The organism is Geodermatophilus aquaeductus (assembly GCF_900182545.1).
In the GTDB taxonomy this organism is placed as follows: domain Bacteria; phylum Actinomycetota; class Actinomycetes; order Mycobacteriales; family Geodermatophilaceae; genus Geodermatophilus; species Geodermatophilus aquaeductus.
This window is the reverse complement of sequence record NZ_FXTJ01000001.1, coordinates 627476-644382: the sequence shown is the minus strand read 5'-3', so window position 1 is coordinate 644382 and position 16907 is coordinate 627476. Positions and strand designations below refer to the sequence as shown.

The 16907-nt window shown below is 76.0% G+C and carries 16 protein-coding genes; 10 read left to right on the top strand and 6 right to left on the bottom strand.

From position 1 onward, the window contains the following. Window positions 1-76: 76 nt before the first annotated feature. Both FN207_RS03200 and FN207_RS03195 read left to right on the top strand, forming a co-directional pair. Window positions 77-1942, top strand: coding sequence for an AAA family ATPase (locus FN207_RS03200; RefSeq protein ID WP_221888008.1), 1866 nt, complete (start codon window positions 77-79; stop codon window positions 1940-1942). 12 nt (window positions 1943-1954) lie between these two features. Beyond that, window positions 1955-2986, top strand: a complete 1032-nt coding sequence (locus FN207_RS03195) for a nitronate monooxygenase (RefSeq protein ID WP_142456873.1) — start codon at window positions 1955-1957, stop codon at window positions 2984-2986. Window positions 2987-3304: 318 nt separating this feature from the next. Here the strand turns inward: FN207_RS03195 and FN207_RS03190 are convergent, their stop codons facing one another. Then, window positions 3305-4159: a LuxR C-terminal-related transcriptional regulator gene (locus FN207_RS03190; RefSeq protein ID WP_246065716.1), complete on the bottom strand. Its 855-nt coding sequence runs from the start codon at window positions 4157-4159 to the stop codon at window positions 3305-3307. 168 nt (window positions 4160-4327) lie between these two features. Here FN207_RS03190 and FN207_RS03185 point away from each other — a divergent pair, with 168 nt between their 5' ends. Further along, window positions 4328-6025 (top strand): AMP-binding protein, encoded by a 1698-nt coding sequence (locus FN207_RS03185; protein ID WP_142456872.1) that lies wholly within the window; start codon window positions 4328-4330, stop codon window positions 6023-6025. A gap of 49 nt (window positions 6026-6074) precedes the next feature. Here FN207_RS03185 and FN207_RS03180 read toward each other — a convergent pair whose 3' ends face one another. The 3 genes from FN207_RS03180 to FN207_RS03175 all read right to left on the bottom strand — a co-directional run bounded on the left by FN207_RS03180 (window position 6075) and on the right by FN207_RS03175 (window position 8362). Further along, window positions 6075-7202 carry an NDMA-dependent alcohol dehydrogenase gene (locus tag FN207_RS03180; protein ID WP_142456871.1) on the bottom strand — a complete coding sequence of 376 codons (1128 nt, stop codon included), beginning with the start codon at window positions 7200-7202 and terminating at the stop codon, window positions 6075-6077. 174 nt (window positions 7203-7376) lie between these two features. Further along, on the bottom strand, window positions 7377-7538 hold the full coding sequence (locus tag FN207_RS26125) for a hypothetical protein (RefSeq protein WP_185938128.1): 162 nt from the start codon (window positions 7536-7538) through the stop codon (window positions 7377-7379). Between the two features lie 11 nt (window positions 7539-7549). Next, on the bottom strand, window positions 7550-8362 hold the full coding sequence (locus FN207_RS03175; protein WP_142456870.1) for a class E sortase: 813 nt from the start codon (window positions 8360-8362) through the stop codon (window positions 7550-7552). Between the two features lie 53 nt (window positions 8363-8415). Between FN207_RS03175 and FN207_RS03170 the strand changes: the two genes are divergently transcribed. Both FN207_RS03170 and FN207_RS03165 read left to right on the top strand, forming a co-directional pair. Next, window positions 8416-9873, top strand: coding sequence for a bifunctional 3-(3-hydroxy-phenyl)propionate/3-hydroxycinnamic acid hydroxylase (locus tag FN207_RS03170; RefSeq protein ID WP_246065715.1), 1458 nt, complete (start codon window positions 8416-8418; stop codon window positions 9871-9873). Window positions 9874-9911: 38 nt separating this feature from the next. Continuing rightward, on the top strand, window positions 9912-10142 hold the full coding sequence (locus tag FN207_RS03165; protein WP_142456868.1) for a hypothetical protein: 231 nt from the start codon (window positions 9912-9914) through the stop codon (window positions 10140-10142). A 59-nt stretch (window positions 10143-10201) separates the two neighbouring features. Here FN207_RS03165 and FN207_RS03160 read toward each other — a convergent pair whose 3' ends face one another. Continuing rightward, entirely contained in the window at window positions 10202-10663 is a 462-nt protein-coding gene (locus FN207_RS03160) for an SRPBCC family protein (protein WP_142456867.1), read from the bottom strand. A 269-nt stretch (window positions 10664-10932) separates the two neighbouring features. On the opposite strand from FN207_RS03160, the gene FN207_RS03155 reads away from it, so the two are divergent. Both FN207_RS03155 and FN207_RS03150 read left to right on the top strand, forming a co-directional pair. Continuing rightward, window positions 10933-13185, top strand: a complete 2253-nt coding sequence (locus FN207_RS03155) for a glycoside hydrolase family 15 protein (protein WP_221888007.1) — start codon at window positions 10933-10935, stop codon at window positions 13183-13185. A gap of 95 nt (window positions 13186-13280) precedes the next feature. After that, window positions 13281-14498, top strand: a complete 1218-nt coding sequence (locus FN207_RS03150; protein ID WP_142456866.1) for a cysteine desulfurase-like protein — start codon at window positions 13281-13283, stop codon at window positions 14496-14498. Here FN207_RS03150 and mftR read toward each other — a convergent pair. After that, a complete protein-coding gene (mftR, locus tag FN207_RS03145; protein WP_246065714.1) occupies window positions 14495-15130 on the bottom strand; it encodes a mycofactocin system transcriptional regulator in 636 nt (211 codons plus the stop codon). The two genes, FN207_RS03150 and mftR, sit on opposite strands and share 4 nt — an antisense overlap. A 134-nt stretch (window positions 15131-15264) precedes the next feature. On the opposite strand from mftR, the gene mftA reads away from it, so the two are divergent. The 3 genes from mftA to mftC are packed head-to-tail and all read left to right on the top strand — an operon-like array spanning window position 15265 to window position 16903. Further along, window positions 15265-15387, top strand: coding sequence for a mycofactocin precursor MftA (gene mftA / locus FN207_RS03140; RefSeq protein ID WP_142456865.1), 123 nt, complete (start codon window positions 15265-15267; stop codon window positions 15385-15387). 11 nt (window positions 15388-15398) lie between these two features. Continuing rightward, window positions 15399-15692 (top strand): mycofactocin biosynthesis chaperone MftB, encoded by a 294-nt coding sequence (gene mftB, locus FN207_RS03135; protein ID WP_221888006.1) that lies wholly within the window; start codon window positions 15399-15401, stop codon window positions 15690-15692. Then, window positions 15689-16903 carry a mycofactocin radical SAM maturase gene (mftC, locus tag FN207_RS03130; RefSeq protein WP_142456863.1) on the top strand — a complete coding sequence of 405 codons (1215 nt, stop codon included), beginning with the start codon at window positions 15689-15691 and terminating at the stop codon, window positions 16901-16903. The genes mftB and mftC overlap by 4 nt, the downstream gene beginning before the upstream one ends. Window positions 16904-16907 lie beyond the last annotated feature (4 nt).

The following is a 16907-nucleotide window of genomic DNA, read 5'->3' as shown; positions in this document are numbered from 1 at the left end:
GCGCCCGCGGGATCTGCACACTCGGGGTCATGAGGGCCCCGTGTGTGCAGATCGCGCCGACCAGAGGAGGGACCGCGTGACCGCGCCGCACCCGGTCATCGGGCTGCGCCGGGAGCGCGAGGTGCTCACCGTGGCGCTGCGCACCAACCGGCACGTCGTCCTGGAGGGCCCGCCGGGCACGGGCAAGTCCACCCTGCTGCGCTCGATCGCGGCCGAGGCCGGCCAGGAGGTCGTCTTCGTCGAGGGCAACGCCGAGCTCACGCCGGCGCGGCTGATCGGCCAGTACGACCCGGCCGCCGTCCTCGCCGAGGGGTACGTGCCCGGGAGCTTCACCGACGGCCCGCTGCTCACGGCGATGCGCGGGCACGGGCTGCTCTACCTCGAGGAGCTCAACCGCATCCCCGAGGAGACGCTCAACGTCCTCATCACCGTGCTCACCGAGGGCGAGATCACCGTGCCGCGCCTCGGGCACGTGCGCGCCGCCGCCGGCTTCCGGCTCATCGCCGCGATGAACCCCTTCGACGCGATCGGTACCGCGCGCGTGGGCCAGGCGATCGCCGACCGGATGTGCCGCGTCGTCCTCGGCTACCAGGACGCCGACGCCGAGCGGGCCATCGTCGCCGCCGTCACGGGGGCGCCGCCGGCGCTCATCGGCCTCGCCGTCCGGCTGGTGCGGGCCACCCGCGGGCACCGCGACGTCCGGATGGGCTCCTCGGTGCGCGGCGCCACCGACCTCGTGCTGCTGCTCGGGGGCCTGCTCGACGTCCGCGGGCAGTCCGGCCTCGGCGCCGAGGGCGCCCGCGAGACCGCCCGCGACGCCGCGTACGCCGCCCTGTCGGGGCGGATCCGCGTCGCCGACGGCGTGGAGCGCACGCCCGAGGCGGTCATCGACGACATCCTCGACGACGTCTGGCCGCCGGACGCCCCGCCACCGGACGGCGACCAGCAGTCGCCCGGCGAGACCTCGGGTGGTGGTGACCAGGGAAAAGGTGAGGGCCCGCCGGAGTCCCCGGCGGGCACCGACTCACCGTCCTCGCTGCGCCGCGACCGCTCGGGCGGCGGCCGCCGCCGGCAGACCAGCCGGCGGGAGATGGCCGCCCGGCACGACTCCTTCGAGGAGGTCAGCCCGGAGGTCGGCGAGCTCGACGAGGAGGCCTTCGCCGCGCTGATGGCCGAGGACGCCGACGCCGCGGCCGCGCTGCTCACCGACCTCGCCGCGGCGACCGACCGGGAGCTGCGGACGGCGGCCCAGCGGCTGGCCGCGCGGGTGTTCGTGCAGGTCGGCCGGGTGGGACGCGCACGGACGCGCGGCACGCGGCGGCTGGTGCCCGACCGCCGCGGCGACGGCGACCTGGACCTCGACCGCACGCTGGACCGCTGGGACGTCGGGACGCCGCTGGCCGAGGGCGACCTGGTCACGCGCCGGTGGACCGGTCACCGGCGCACGGTCTGCCTCGCCGTCGACACGTCGGGCTCGATGACCGGGCTCGGCGTGGCGATCGCCGCGGTGGCCGCGGCAGGCGTCGTCCTCACCGGCGACGAGAAGCTGCGCACCAGCCTGCTCACCTTCGGCCGGGAGGTCGACGTCGTGCAGCGGCCGGGGCAGCGGCGCGCCGCCGAGGACGTGGTCACGCACCTGATCGGGCTGCGCGGGCACGGGATGACCGACCTGTCGGCAGCGCTGCGGGCCGCCCGGCTGCAGCTGGCGCCCGAGGTCGCCGACGAGCGGGTGGTCGTGCTGCTCTCGGACTGCCTGCACACCACCGGCGACCCGCCCGAGACCGCGCTGGCCGGCATCGACCGGCTCGACGTCCTCTGCCCGCTGCCCACGCCGGAGGCGGAGGAGGCGGCCCGCGCGCTGGCCGCCCGGGGCGGGGGGACGGCGCAGATGGTGCGCACCGTGCGCGACCTCGGCCCCGCGCTCACCCGCCTGCTCGGCTGAGAGGCTGGCGGCATGGTGCTGGACCTCCGCAGGCCGATCGTGCAGGCGCCCATGGCGGGCGGCCCCTCCACCCCGGCGCTCGCCGCCGCGGTCTCCGCGGCCGGCGGCCTGGGGTTCCTCGCCGCGGGCTACCGGACCCCGGACGCCGTGCGCGAGGACGTCCGGGCCACCCGCGCGCTGACGGGGGAGCGCTTCGGCGTCAACGTCTTCCTGCCGGGCCCGCGCGGCGACGACGAGGCGGTGCGCCGCTACGCCGACGTGCTCCGCGCCGAGGCCGAGCACCGGGGCGTCGAGCTGGGCGAGCCGCGCTGGGACGACGACGCGTGGGAGGCGAAGGTCGCCGTCCTCGCCGAGGAGCGGGTGCCGGTGGTGTCGTTCACCTTCGGCCTGCCCCGGCCCGACGTCGTCGCGGCGCTGCAGGAGGTGGGGGCGACCGTGCTGGTCACCGTCACGACCCCCGACGAGGCGCTCGCCGCGGCCGGCGCGGGGGCGGACGCGCTGGTCGTGCAGGGCGTCGAGGCCGGCGGGCACCGGGGTGGCTTCCGCGACGAGGACGGCGTCGGTGAGTACGGGCTGCTCGTGCTGCTGCGCCTCGTCGCCCGGGCCGTGGACCTGCCGATGGTCGCGGCGGGCGGGATCGCGGACGGCGCCTCGGTGGCCGCGGTGCTGGTGGCCGGGGCGGAGGCGGCGCAGCTCGGGACGGCGTTCCTCGGCTGCCCCGAGGCCGGCACCGGCGCGCTGCACCGCGAGGCGCTCGCCGCCGGCGGGGAGACGGCGCTGACCCGCGCGTTCAGTGGCCGCCGCGCCCGGGGCCTGGTCAACCGCTTCCTCGGCGAGCACAGCGCGACCGCCCCGGCCGCCTATCCGCAGGTGCACCACCTGACCACGCCGCTGCGCGCCGCCGCCCGGTCGGCCGGGGACGCCGGCGGGATCAACCTCTGGGCCGGGCAGGGACACGGGCTGGCCGAGCCGATGCCCGCCGGCGACCTGGTCCGCCGCCTCGCCGACGACGCCCGCGACGCCCTGGCCCGCGCGCCCCACTGACGGACGGCCGGGTCGGGCTGCGGCGGTCGAGGCGGTTGATCATCGGATGCGTGCACGGTCGTCCGGTGTGTCCGCCCGTGTCGCGTGCACGCACCCGATGATCAACTCGGGGGTGGAGGTGCGGGCGGCGTCGACATCCGGGTTCTTGCCGCTCGCCGCGGCGTGTCGGCGCGTGTCAGCGGCAACGAGACGATGGTCAACGAGCTGGGGCGTGGGGTCGGCCCCTGTGGCGGCTGAAGAGGTTGATCATCGGATGCGTGCGCGGTCGCCCGGCGTGTCCGCCCGTGTCGCGCGCACGCAGCCGATGGTCAACACCGGTCAGGGGAGCAGGCCGAGCCTCCGGGCGCGGACGACGGCCTCGAGGCGGGTGTGCGCGTCGAGCTTGGTCATCGCCGCGCCCAGGTAGCTCTTCACCGTCTCCGGGCGCAGCGACAGCCGGGCGGCCACCTCTCGGTTGCTGCAGCCCAGCGCCACCTGGGTGAGCACGTCGAGCTCGCGCCCCGACAGCCGCACCGCGGGCGCCTGCTCGGCGGCACCGCCCAGCACCGCGAGCCGCCCGCACACCGACAGCAGCCGGTCGCGCAGGGCGGCGTCGCCGGTCTCCTGGGCCACCAGGCGCAGGTCGGCGTGGACGGCCCGCACCTCCTCCCAGCGCGCCGGGTCCCCACCGGCCGGCGGCGCCGTCTCGGCGGCCAGCAGTGCCAGGCGACGGTCGACCTCGTCGCGCACGGCGAGCTCGCCGGCCATCCGCCGGGCGGACCGCGACAGCGCGTCGCGCACCCGGTCGCCCACCGACCCGCCCTCGCGGCTGGCCGCGTACAGGACCGCGCGCGGGACGCCGGCCACGAGCACCGGGACGGCGGCCACCGTGCGCAGCCCCTCGGCGAGCACCGGGCCGTCGTACTCGTGCGTGATGTCGAGGGCTCGGCCGTAGTCCTCGACGCCGGCCGGCCGGCCCTCGCGCAGCACCCGGCCGCCCAGCCCGGAGCCCGAACGCACCTGAAGGCCGCGCAGGTGCGGCGTGCGCCCGCCGACCAGCTCGTCGATGCGGAAGCCGGGCCCGCGCACCGGCCCGGCGAAGACGACGCTCATCCCGGAGCGCGCGTGCACCTCGCGGACGGCGGCGCGCAGCACGTCGCGGTCGTCGGGTCGCGCGACCGCCGGCAGGGACACGGGCCTCCTCGCGCAACGCTGGTGACGCAGGTCACGTTATCGCAGGTCGCGGCGCAACCCGGGATCGCCTGCAACGTCCGGCAACGCCCGGCGAGATCGGGGGTGGTGGCCGCGGGGCGATCGTCCGACCATGCCGGGGCCAGGACCGCACGACCGAGGAGCCGCCGCATGCCCGGCACCGCCACGACCGCCTACCGCGCCGCCCGCGACCAGCTGCTCGCGCTGCGCGGCGATCCCGTCCGGGCCGCCGCGGAGTTCCGCTGGCCGGCGATCGAGGGGCCGTTCAACTGGGCGGTCGACTGGTTCGACGAGATCGCCCGGGGCGTCGAGCGGCCCGGGCTGGTCATCGCGCAGGAGGACGGCGGCGAGGGCAGCTGGACCTTCGACGCGCTGGCCCGCCGCTCGGACCAGGTGGCCGCGTGGCTGCGCGAGCGGGGCGTGCAGCGCGGCGACCGCGTCGTCCTCATGCTCGGCAACCGGGTCGAGCTGTGGGAGTCGATGCTCGCCGTCATGAAGCTCGGCGCGGTGATCATGCCGACGACGACGGCCCTCCCGCCCGCGGACCTCGCCGACCGCATCGCCCGCACCGGCGCCCGGCACGTGGTCGCCGACGTCGCGGAGACCGCGAAGTTCGCCGACGTCCCGGGCGACTACGGGCGGATCGCCGTCGGCGGCGAGGCGCCCGGCTGGGCGGCCTACGCCGACGCGGCCGGCGCCCCCGACCGGCCGCTGGGTTCCCCCGGGACGGAGGCCGGCGACCCGCTGCTCCTGTACTTCACCAGCGGCACCACGAGCCGGCCCAAGCTGGTCGAGCACACGCAGGTCAGCTATCCCGTCGGGCACCTGTCGACGATGTACTGGCAGGGCCTGCAGCCCGGCGACCGGCACCTCAACATCAGCTCCCCGGGCTGGGCCAAGCACGCCTGGAGCTGCTTCTTCGCGCCGTGGGCGGCCGAGGCGACCGTCCACCTGCTCGACTACCGCCGCTTCGACCCCGCCGTGCTGCTCGGGCGCATCCGCGACGCCGGCATCACCACCTTCTGCGCCCCGCCCACGGTGTGGCGGATGCTCATCCAGGCCGACCTCTCCGGCGGGCCCGGGCAGCTGCGCGAGGTGCTGGCCGCCGGCGAGCCGCTCAACCCCGAGGTCATCGAGCAGGTCCGCCGGCAGTGGGGGCTGACCCTGCGCGACGGCTACGGCCAGACCGAGACGACGGCGTCGGTGGGCAACCCGCCCGGCGCCGAGGTGCGGCCGGGCTCGATGGGGCGGCCGCTGCCCGGCGTGCCGGTGGTGCTCGTCGACCCGGTGACCGGCGAGCAGGGCGACGACGGCGAGATCTGCCTGGACCTCGCCCAGCGGCCGGTGGGCCTGATGACCGGCTACCAGGGCGATCCCGAACGGGCGGCCGAGGCGATGGCCGGCGGGTACTACCACACCGGCGACGTCGCGACCCGGGACGCGGACGGCTACATCACCTACGTCGGGCGCACCGACGACGTCTTCAAGGCCAGCGACTACAAGATCAGCCCGTTCGAGCTGGAGAGCGTGCTCATCGAGCACCCGGCGGTGGTCGAGGCCGCCGTCGTCCCGGTGCCCGACCCGGTGCGGCTGGCGGTGCCCAAGGCCTACGTCACGCTCGCGCCGGGCTGGGAGCCGGGGCCGGAGACGGCGCTGGCGGTGCTGCGGCACGCGCGCGAGCGGCTGGCGCCCTTCCTGCGGGTGCGGCGGGTGGAGTTCGCGGAGCTGCCCAAGACGATCTCGGGGAAGATCCGCCGGGTCGAGCTGCGGCAGCGCGAGGAGCGGGCCGCGCCGTCCGGGACCGGCACCGACTACGCGGACACCGACTTCCCGGAGCTGCGCGGATGAGCCGCTCCCCGTGCCCGCCGGGAGCGCCGGCGGGCACGGGGAGGACGGGTCAGCGGTCGGAGTCGGAGTAGACGACCATCCCGCGGATGTTCTTGCCGTCGCGCATGTCCTGGTAGCCCTGGTTGATGTCCTCGAGCTTGTACTTCGTGGTGGCGAGCTCGTCGAGCTTGAGCTGGCCCTCCTGGTAGAGGCTGAGCAGCTCGGGGATCGCCGCCCGCGGGGCCAGGCCGCCGAAGATCGCGCCCTGCAGGTCCTTCTGCAGCAGCGTGAGCTCGAAGAGGCTGAGCGTGACGTCGGTGTTGGCGGCGTTGCCCATGCCGGTGACGACGGCGCGGCCGCCCTTGCCGGTGAGGGTGAGCGCGGCCTGGATGTCCTCGCCCTGGATGTCGCCGACGGTGATGATCGTCTTGTCGGCCATCCGGCCCCAGGTCAGCTCGTTGACCTTCTCGGTGGCCTCCTCGGCCGACTCGAAGGTGTGCGTGGCGCCGAGCTCCATGGCCCACTCGCGCTTGCGCGCCACCGGGTCGATGACCATGACCCGCTTGGCCCCGGCCGCCGCGGCGCCCTGGACGGCGTTCATGCCGACGCCGCCGGCGCCCATGACGACGACGTTCTCCCCGGGCCGGACGTCGGCGACCTTGGTGGCCGAGCCCCAGCCGGTGGTCACGCCGCAGCCGACCAGCGCGGCGATCTCCAGCGGGATGTCGGGCTCGATCTTCACGACCGAGGCCTGGTGCACCGTGATGTAGGGCGAGAACGTGCCCAGCAGGCACATGGGGATGACGTCCTGGCCGCGCGCCTGCACGCGGTAGCTGCCGTCGGAGATCGACGTGCCGGCCAGCAGGTTGGCGCCGAGGTCGCAGAGGTTCTGCATCCCCTTCGAACACGGCGGGCACTGCCCGCAGGCGGGGATGAACGCGGTGACGACGTGGTCGCCCTCCTGCAGCCCCGTGACGCCGGGGCCCACCTTGGTGACGACGCCGGAGCCCTCGTGCCCGCCGATCACCGGGTAGAAGGCGACCGGGGTGCCGCCGGTGACGAGGTGCTCGTCGCTGTGGCACAGCCCCGAGGCGGCCAGCTGGACCTGGACCTCGCCCGCCTTCGGGTCACCCAGCTCGATCTCCTCGATCGACCACTCCTCGCCCACGCCCCACAGGATCGCGCCCTTGGTCTTCACCCGGTGTCCTCTCGGTCCGGCCCGCCGACTCTGGCGGGCAGCCTGGTACGCACGCTCCCGAGGAGTGTGCGCCGGGCCACAGACTCTGTGCGGCACGGGGTGCCGTCAAGAGGGAGCACGGGGTGCCGTCGAGAGGCCGCAACGGTCTGCAACGCGCCGGGACACGCCGGGACGTCACTGCCCGTCGACGGTCACCGCGGTGAAGGGCAGGTGCGGCTCCACCCAGGGGAAGACGACGAACAGCAGCAGCGCGGCGACGGCCAGCGCGAGCAGCAGCGACAGCGCCGAGCGGCTCGCCGTCCCGCCGGGCAGGTGCCGCCAGATCCAGCGGTACACGCGGTCCCTCCTCAGCCCTCGGTCAGGGCCGGCGGCCCGTCGGGTGCCTGTGCGCGGGTGACGCCCGGGCCGTCGAGGACGGCGTGCACGACCAGCCGCTGGCGTGCGGAGTACCGGGGGTGGCAGGTGGTGAGGGTCAGGTAGGCGCCGGTCGGTGCGGCGTCGGCGGTGCCGCCGGGCGTCGGCGCGATGACCTGGACGTCGGCCGGCGTCACGATCTCCTGGCCGGGGACGCCGTTCGGGTCGCGCGCCGACAGGTCGCCGGAGGCGTCGCCGAGCACGCGGTAGGTGAACCACCCGTCGGCGACCTCGACGACGATCGGGTCGCCGGGCTGCAGCCGGTCGAGGTCCAGGAACGGCGAGCCGCGGCCGACCCGGTGCCCGGCGAGGGCGAGGTTGCCCTGCTCGCCGGGCATCGCCGTCCCGGCGTAGTGGCCCGGCCCCTGCGACAGCTGGTCCTCGCTGGTCCCCTCGAGGACCACGCGCGACCAGTCCTCGCCCAGCCGCGGCACGTGCAGGACGGCGAACGGCTGCCCCACCGGCACCTCGGCGGGCGTCGTCGGCACGCCCGCGGCCGGCCCCTGCGCCGACCACTCGGTCTGCAGCCGGTCGGCGAGCCGGTCCTGGTCGCGCGCGCTGAACAGGTCGGTGATCCACAGCTCGTAGACGACGAACAGCAGCAGCACGACGCCGGCGGTCACCAGCGTCTGCCCCAGCCCGCTGACGAGGGTGCGCCAGCGGTCCCCGGCCGTGCGCCCGTACCGCCGCCACTCGGTGGGTGGCGCCGGCGCCTCTGTCGATGTCGGCGCCCCCGTGGATGTCATGGCAGCACCACGATGCCAGCCCGGACCCGCGACGGTCGGCGACACTGGACGGCGTGTCGTCGCAGCCGGTGGTCCCCCCGGTGGTCGTGGTCGGCGCCGGACCGGTCGGCGCGACCGCCGCGCTGCTGCTCGCCCGGCGCGGCCTGCCGGTGCTCCTGCTCGACCGCCGGGCGCACCCGCCGGGCCTGCCGCGGGCGGTCCACCTCGACGACGAGGCGCTGCGGGCGCTCGCCGACGCCGGCGTCGCCGAGGAGTTCCTCGCGGTCAGCCGGCCCATGGCCGGGCTGCGCCTCCTCGACGCCCGCCACCGCACCCTCGCCGAGTTCCGCCGCACCGAGGGCGCCGGGCGGCACGGCTGGCCGCAGGCGTCGATGTTCCACCAGCCCGACCTCGAGCGGCTGCTGCGGACGGCGCTCGACCGGGAGGGCGTCGAGGTCCGGAGCGGCGAGGAGGTCGTGGCACTGGCGGAGGGGGACGGGTCCGTCACGGTGACCGTGGCCGAGCGGGACACCGGGCGCCGTCGCGACGTCGTCGCCTCGGCCGTGCTCGGCTGCGACGGGGCCAACAGCACCGTGCGCGGCCTCCTCGGCGCGCGCATGCGCGACCTCGGCCGCCCCGACCGGTGGCTGGTGGTCGACCTGCGCGCGCGGGTGCCCCTGCCGGTCTGGCCCGGCGTGCACCAGGTGTGCGACCCGGTCCGCGCCGCGACGTTCATGCCGGTCAGCGGCGACCGGTACCGCTTCGAGGCGCGGCTGCGGCCGGGCGAGGACGCCGCGGACCTCACCGGCCCGGCGCTGGCCGGCCTGCTGGCGCCGTTCGGGGCGCAGGACGCCGAGGTGGTGCGGGCCGCCGAGTACGTGCACCGCGCGCAGGTGGTCGACCGGTGGCGGCGCGGCCGCGTGCTGCTGGCCGGGGACGCCGCGCACCTCACCCCGCCGTTCGTCGGGCAGGGCCTGGGCCTGGGCCTGCGCGACGTGCACCAGCTGGCCTGGAAGGTCGCCGCCGTCGTCACCGGCGCGGCGGGGGAGGAGCTGTTCGACACCCACGGGGCCGAGCGCGGGCCGCACGCCCGGGCGCTGGTCCGGCTCGCCGCGCTGGTCGGGCGGCTGATGACCGGCGGGGGAGCGGGCGCGGTGCCGGTGCGCCGGGCGGTGCTGGCCGCCGTCGCCGGGGTGCCGGCGCTGGCCGCCTACGCCACCGACAGCCGGACGCCGCCGCTGCGCCCCGGGCCCCTGGTCGACCGGAGCGGCCGGGCCGGGCGCCGGCTGGCCGGGACCCTCGTGCCGCGCGCCCGGGTCCGCGCCGGCGGGGACGAGTGCCGCATCGACGACGTCCTCGGCGCCGGCACCGCGGTGGTGGCGCTGGCGGGACCGGGGCGCGTCGCCGTCACCGCTGGGGGCCGGCGCACCGAGGTGGACGACGTCGACGGCGCGCTGACCTGCTGGTTGACCGGCGCGCGGGCCCGCTTCGCCGTCGTCCGGCCCGACCGCGTCGTGCGCGCCGCCGGCTGACGCGCTTCCCGGGCCGGCGGCTGGGTAGGGGGCCGGTCATGCAGATCGACAAGGCACAGATCCTCCAGCTGCTGCAGTCCCAGGGCGACGACGCCAAGGCGCAGCAGGCCGACCAGGAGCTGCCCGGGACGGTCGACACCGACCAGCACGCCGGGATCCTGCAGAAGCTCGGGCTCGACCCGGGCGACCTGATCAAGCTCGTGACCGGCGGTGGAGGCGGCCAGGGCGGTGGCCTCGGCGGCGCGATCGGCGGCATCCTCGGCCGCTAGCGGCCTCGTCGTGCACTTCCGCGGAGATGCCCAGCGCATCTCCGCGGAGGTGCACGGCATCAGCGCTCGGCGACCCGCTTGATCGCCGCGAGGGTCGCCGGGATGCCCTCGTGCGCCGCCCGGATCCGCAGTTGCACCTGCTGCGGGGCGTCCTCGCCGTAGCGCTCCTCCATGAAAGCCAGGCCGTCGGGGAGGAAGGCCCAGGACTCCGTCAGCCGGGTGCCGCCCTCCACCGGCTCGAGCGAGAAGCCCCACCGCGCGCGCGAGCCGCCGACCAGCCAGGCGAACTCGCGGCCGCGGTCGGCCACCACCACCCGGCTGCGCGTCTCCCACGTCCGCTCCGGCGTGACGTTGCGGCCGGTGAACCAGTCGCCCACCTGCCCGGTGGCGCCCTCGTCCCACCAGCAGGCCACGCAGACCGGGCTCCACTCGCCGGTGCGGGTCACGTCGCTGACCAGGTCGTAGAGCTCCTCGGGGGCGGCGGCGACGACGACGGAGTCCGAGTGCGTCAGGTCGGTCACGCGGACGAGTCTGCCCGTGTCCGGCCGGACGGCGGTCCCGCCGGGAGCCGATCCGGAACTCCGCGCGGCCGTTGGCGGGGGCCGCGGCGGCACCTAGGGTGTGACCCACATCACTCACGGCGGGACACCGGCGGCGCCATCCCCCACCTCGGGAGTCCCCGGTCCACGCCGACCGGGTCCGCACCCGCTCGGCCGCACGGTCCCGCCCGCCCGGAGGGGACGCCACCGCGCGGTCCCCGGCCGGGCGCCCCGGGACGGAGGAGCAGCCGGTGACCCCGAAGGACCCGATCGACGACCCGCGCCCGCACGGACCGGCGAGGCCGAGGGGGCGGGGGAGGCGGCGTGTCCTCGGCGGCGCCGTCGTCGCCGGCGCGCTCGTCCTCGGCGCCGTCGTCCCCGGTGCCGTCGTCCGTGCCTCGGCGCAGGCGGGGCCCCCGGCCCCCGGGTACCCCGGCAAGGCGGCGGACTGGTCGCCCGGCGACAAGGACGGTTTCGGAACGGCGATCGGTGCCCTCGACAGCACGGTCTGGTACACGCTGAACGACGGCACGCTCAGCGAGGTCTACGCCCCGCGGATCGACACCCCGAGCTCCCGGGACACCCAGTTCGTGGTCACCGACGGCGCCACCTTCGCCGACCGCGAGGACGAGGACACCGACTCCGTCGTCGAGCTGGTCGACCCGCGGGCCCTGGTCTACCGGCAGGTGAACACCGCGCAGAGCGGCCGGTACCGGATCACCAAGACCTACACCACCGACCCCGACCGGGCCGCCGTCCTCGTCGACGTGCGCTTCGAGTCCCTCGACGGGCAGCCCTACCAGGTCTACGTGCTGCACGACGTGGGCCTGGGCCTGAACGCCAACGACGACACCGGGCGCTCGGCCGACGGCCGGCTGCTGGCCACCGACGGCGCGCTGAGCAGCGCCGTCGCCGCGTCGGGCGGCCTCACCGACACCTCCAGCGGGTACCTCGAGCGCAGTGACGGCTGGACCGACCTGCGCGAGGACCTCGTCCTCGACGACAGGTGGGACGCGCAGACCCCCGGCAACGTGGTGCAGATCGGGCGGACCGGCCTCACCGGCCTGGGCGACGGGCAGCGGCTGACCCTCTCGCTCGGCTTCGGGACGACGGAGGACGACGCGGCGCAGGCCGCCGACGAGGCGCTGGACCGGGGCTTCGACGATGCCCTGAGCGCCTACGCCGGGGGCTGGCACGGCTACCTCGACGGGCTCGCGCCGGTGCCGGCCAGCGCCGAGCGGTGGCGCACGGAGTACGACGTCTCGGCGATGGTGATCGCGGCGTCGGAGGACAAGACGTACCGCGGGGGCTTCATCGCCTCCCCCGGGAAGCCGTGGGCCTGGGCGAACGAGCTGCAGCACCTGCCCGTCTACCACGAGGTGTGGTCCCGCGACCTGTACCAGCACGCCACCGCCCTGATCGCGATGGGCGACGTCGCGGCCGCCGAACGGGCCCTGGACCACCTGTGGACGGTGCAGCAGCGCCCCGACGGGTCGTTCCCGCAGAACGCCCGGCTCGACGGCGAGGCCGTGTTCGGCGGGCTGCAGATGGACGAGGTCGCACTGCCGCTCGTGCTCGCCTGGCAGCTCGGCCGCACCGGGCCGGAGGACTGGGCGCGGGTGCGGCTCTCGGCGGACTTCCTCCTGGCCGAGGGGCCCAGCACCGAGCAGGAGCGGTGGGAGAACCTCGCCGGGTGGTCGCCGAACACCATCGCGGCGGAGATCGCCGGGCTGGTCACCGCGGCCGACATCGCCCGGGACAACGGCGACGACGCCCGGGCGGACACCTACCTCGCCACGGCCGACCGGTGGCGGGCCGGCCTGGCGGAGTGGACGGTCACCACGACCGGCCCGCTGTCGCCGGAGCCCTACTACCTGCGCATCACCGCGGACGGGAACGCCGACGCGGGCACGCAGATCCAGATCGCCGACGGCGGGCCGCTGGTCGACCAGCGGGAGGTGCTCGACCCGAGCTTCCTCGACCTCGTCCGGCTCGGGATCGTGCCGGCCGACGACCCGGTCGTGGCGAACACCCTGCGGCTGGTCGACGAGCAGCTGGGCTACGACACCGCCAACGGGCGGTTCTGGCACCGGTCGAGCTTCGACGGCTACGGGGAGCAGGCCGACGGCAGCCAGTGGGAACCGGTGGACCCGGGCTCGGGGGAGACGATCGGCCGCGGCTGGCCGCTGCTCACCGGCGAGCGGGGGGAGTACGAGCTGGCGCTCGGCGGCGACGCCGCGGCGAGCGCCCAGGAGCGGCTGGACACGATGGCCCGCTCGGCCGACGACCGGTCCTTCTTCCTCGCCGAGCAGGTGTGGGACGACCGGCCGCCGTCGGCGGAGGGGACGGAGTTCGTGCCGGGGGAGCCGACGTTCTCGGCGACGCCGCTGTCCTGGTCCCACGCGGGGTTCATCCGGCTGGCCCACGCCGTCGACGCCGGCCGTCCGGTGGACACCCCCGCCGTCGTGGCCTGCCGGTACGGGACGTCGCTCTGCCCCGAGTGAGCGCCCAGCCGGGCGTGCACGTCCGCGGACGTGCACGCCCGGCACTCGACGCGACGGCGTGTGCCGTCCGGTCCCGTGGCGCATGCTGACCGGCGATGACCACCACGAGCACCCCCTACGACGTCGCCGCCGTCCGCGCGGACTTCCCCGCCCTGCGCGCCGGAGCCGCGCACTTCGACGGCCCGGGCGGCTCGCAGGTGCCCCGCCAGGTGGCGCACGCGGTGGCGGCCACCCTGGGGTCGCCGATCGCCAACCGCGGCCGGCTCACCGAGGCCGAGCGCAACGCCGACGACGTCGTGGTGGCCGCCCGCGCCGCCGTCGCCGACCTGGTCGGGGGCGAGCCCGGCGGCGTCGTGTTCGGCCGCTCGATGACGCAGCTGACCTACGACCTGTCCCGCACGCTGGCCGCCGGCTGGGGGCCCGGCGACGAGGTCGTCGTCACCCGGCTGGACCACGACGCCAACGTGCGGCCCTGGGTGCAGGCCGCGGCGGCCCGCGGCGCCACCGTCCGCTGGGCCGACCTCGATCCCGCCACCGGCGAGCTGACCCCCGACGCGCTGGCGGCGGTGCTGTCCGACCGCACCCGGCTGGTCGCGGTCACCGGCGCCTCGAACCTGATCGGCACCCGCCCCGACGTCGCGGCGCTCACCGCGCTGGCGCACGAGGCGGGCGCGCTCGCCTACGTCGACGGCGTGCACCTCACCGCCCACGCGCCGGTCGACGTCGCGGCGCTGGGCGCGGACCTCTACGCCTGCTCGCCGTACAAGTTCCTCGGCCCGCACCTGGGCTGCCTCGTCGCCGCGCCGTCGCTGCTGGAGACGCTGCACCCGGACAAGCTGCTGCCCTCCACCGACGCCGTCCCGGAGCGCTTCGAGCTCGGCACGCTGCCCTACGAGCTGCTGGCCGGCACCACCGCGGCGGTCGACTACCTGGCCGCGCTCGGCGGGTCCGACGGCGACCGGCGCGCCCGGCTGCTGGCGGGGTTGGCCGCCGTCGAGGCGCACGAGGACCGGCTGCGGGAGCGCGTCGAGGACGGCCTCGCGGGGCTGCCCGGCCTCACGCTGTGGTCGCGCGCCGCCCACCGGACGCCGACCCTGCTGCTCACCTTCGCCGTCCGGCCCGCCGCCGAGGTCTCCCGCGCGCTGGCGGGGCGCGGCGTCAACGCCCCCGCCGGCAGCTTCTACGCGATCGAGGCCTCCCGTGCCCTCGGCCTCGGCGACGACGGCGGTCTGCGGGTGGGTCTGGCGCCCTACACCGACGACGTCGACGTCGACCGCCTGCTCGAGGGACTGCGCGCCGCACTCGCCGCCTAGCGCAGGTCGGGGAAACCGTCGGCGAGCTGGCCGAAGGCCGTCCGCAGCGCCCCGGCCAGCGAGCCCTCCTCCTCGGCGAGCCACACCTCGAAGGCGGTGGTGGCCGCCGCGCGCGTGGCAGTGGCGACCAGCCGGGGGAGCAGCGCCGCGGGGGCCTGGCCGCAGCGGGCGGCGACGTAACGCGCCACCACCTCGTCGACGTCGGCGTAGCGCAGCTGCGAGTGCGCCTGCAGCGCCGGCTCGGTGAGGATCAGCCGCATCCGCTGCCGCAGCACCGGCAGGTCGGCCTCGGCGTAGTCGTTGACCTCGACGTAGGCACCGAAGACGGCCGGCAGCACCGCGACGGAGTCCCCGGCGGCGTCGAGCAGGGCGGCCAGCCGGGCCACGTGGGCGGCGAAGTCGCCCCACACGGCGTCGGCCTTGCTGCCGACGTGCCGGAAGAAGGTGCGCCGGCTGGTGCCCGCGACCGCGGCGATCTCCTCGATGGTCACCTGCTCGAAGCCCTGCGCGGTGAACAGCTCCAGGGCCGCCCGCTCGATCCGCGCGCGGGTGCTCCCCCGGCCGTCCCCCACGCGCAGCGGGACGGCGGAGGAGGTCCCGGGCGGGGCCTCGGCGGCCGACGACGCGCTCACGGGCCCATCCTGGCCCACCCGGCCTGCGCGGTCAGCCCCTCGCCACGTCAGGGGGAACCTGTCCTCGCTTGCCGGTGGCACCGGGTGCCTCTAGCGTGCCCCGCATCCCGTTCCGCCGTTCCCCGGAGGTCCGCATGCCCGAGACGACCGCCTCGACCGAGACCCAGGCCGAGACCCAGACCGTCGTCGAGGAAGCCCTCGTGGAGGAGTCCCTCGTCGAGGAGGTCTCCATCGACGGCATGTGCGGCGTCTACTGAGCCCACCTGCCGTGACCCCCGCCGCTCCGGCCGCAGACGCCTTCGACCCGGCCCTGCCCTGGCGGCGCGCCCGGTCGGTGGCCCTGCGGCCGGAGCCGTTCGGTGCGCTCGTCTACCACTTCGGCAACCGGAAGCTGTCCTTCCTCAAGTCGAAGACCCTGGTCAGCGTCGTGGAGACCCTGGCCGACCACCCCAGCGCCGACGCGACGCTCGTCGCCTGCGGCGTCCCCGAGGTCCAGCGGCCCGCCTACGTCAAGGCGCTGGCCGACCTCGCCCGCTCCCAGATGATCGAGGTGCGCGCATGACCGCCGTCGTCCCCCAGCGCCCCACCGGCGGCAGGCTCGTCGACCAGTTCGAGTACGGCCTCGACGCCCCCATCTGCCTGACCTGGGAGCTCACCTACGCCTGCAACCTGGCGTGCGTGCACTGCCTGTCCTCCTCGGGCCGGCGCGACCCCCGCGAGCTGAGCACCGCGGAGGCCGAGGGCGTCATCGACGAGCTGCAGCGGATGCAGGTCTTCTACGTCAACGTCGGCGGCGGCGAGCCCACCGTGCGGCCGGACTTCTGGCACCTGCTCGACTACGCCATCGGCCACGACGTCGGCGTCAAGTTCTCCACCAACGGCGTGAAGCTGAACCGCGAGCGGGCCCGGCAGCTCGCCGCCACCGACTACGTCGACGTGCAGATCTCCCTGGACGGCGCGACCGCCGAGGTCAACGACCGCGTCCGCGGCACCGGCTCCTTCGCCACCGCCGTGACGGCCCTGGAGAACCTGGCCGAGGCGGGGATGAAGGACTTCAAGGTCTCCGTCGTGGTCACGCGGGAGAACGTGGGCCAGCTCGACGAGTTCCGGGCGCTGACCGACCGCTACGGCGCCCAGCTGCGGATCACCCGGCTGCGCCCGAGCGGCCGCGGGGCCGACGTCTGGGACCAGCTGCACCCCACCCAGGCCCAGCAGCGCGAGCTGTACTCCTGGCTGCTGGCCAACGGCGACCGGGTGCTGACCGGTGACTCGTTCTTCCACCTGTCGGCCTACGGCGAGGCGCTGCCGGGCCTCAACCTCTGCGGCGCCGGGCGCGTGGTGTGCCTCATCGACCCGGTGGGCGACGTCTACGCCTGCCCGTTCGCCATCCACGAGCAGTTCCTCGCCGGCAACGTGCGCGGCGAGGGCGGCTTCCAGCGGGTGTGGCAGCAGTCGGACCTGTTCCAGGAGCTGCGCAGCCCGCAGACCGGCGGCGCCTGCACGAAGTGTGCCCACTTCGACGCCTGCCGCGGCGGCTGCATGGCGGCGAAGTTCTTCACCGGCCTGCCGCTGGACGGCCCCGACCCCGAGTGCGTGCAGGGCTACGGCGAGTCCGCCCTCGCCGCGCGCGACCTCGACCTGGTCAAGCCGAAGAGCCACCTCGACCACTCCCACACCGGCCCGGTCCGCGGCCAGCCGACGCTGCTCGGCATGCCCGCGATCCCCGCCAAGATCTGCGACGAGTCGCCGCTCGCCGGCGCGCAGCTCGGCTGACCCC

What these genes read in the sequence shown, in the direction of transcription:
- FN207_RS03195 (WP_142456873.1), top strand. Translation starts at nt 1,955, where the DNA reads ATGGTGCTGGACCTCCGCAGGCCGATCGTGCAGGCGCCCATGGCGGGC.
- FN207_RS03185 (WP_142456872.1), top strand. Translation starts at nt 4,328, where the DNA reads ATGCCCGGCACCGCCACGACCGCCTACCGCGCCGCCCGCGACCAGCTG.
- FN207_RS03175 (WP_142456870.1), bottom strand. Translation starts at nt 8,362, where the DNA reads ATGACATCCACGGGGGCGCCGACATCGACAGAGGCGCCGGCGCCACCC.
- FN207_RS03165 (WP_142456868.1), top strand. Translation starts at nt 9,912, where the DNA reads ATGCAGATCGACAAGGCACAGATCCTCCAGCTGCTGCAGTCCCAGGGC.
- FN207_RS03150 (WP_142456866.1), top strand. Translation starts at nt 13,281, where the DNA reads ATGACCACCACGAGCACCCCCTACGACGTCGCCGCCGTCCGCGCGGAC.
- mftA (WP_142456865.1), top strand. Translation starts at nt 15,265, where the DNA reads ATGCCCGAGACGACCGCCTCGACCGAGACCCAGGCCGAGACCCAGACC.
- mftC (WP_142456863.1), top strand. Translation starts at nt 15,689, where the DNA reads ATGACCGCCGTCGTCCCCCAGCGCCCCACCGGCGGCAGGCTCGTCGAC.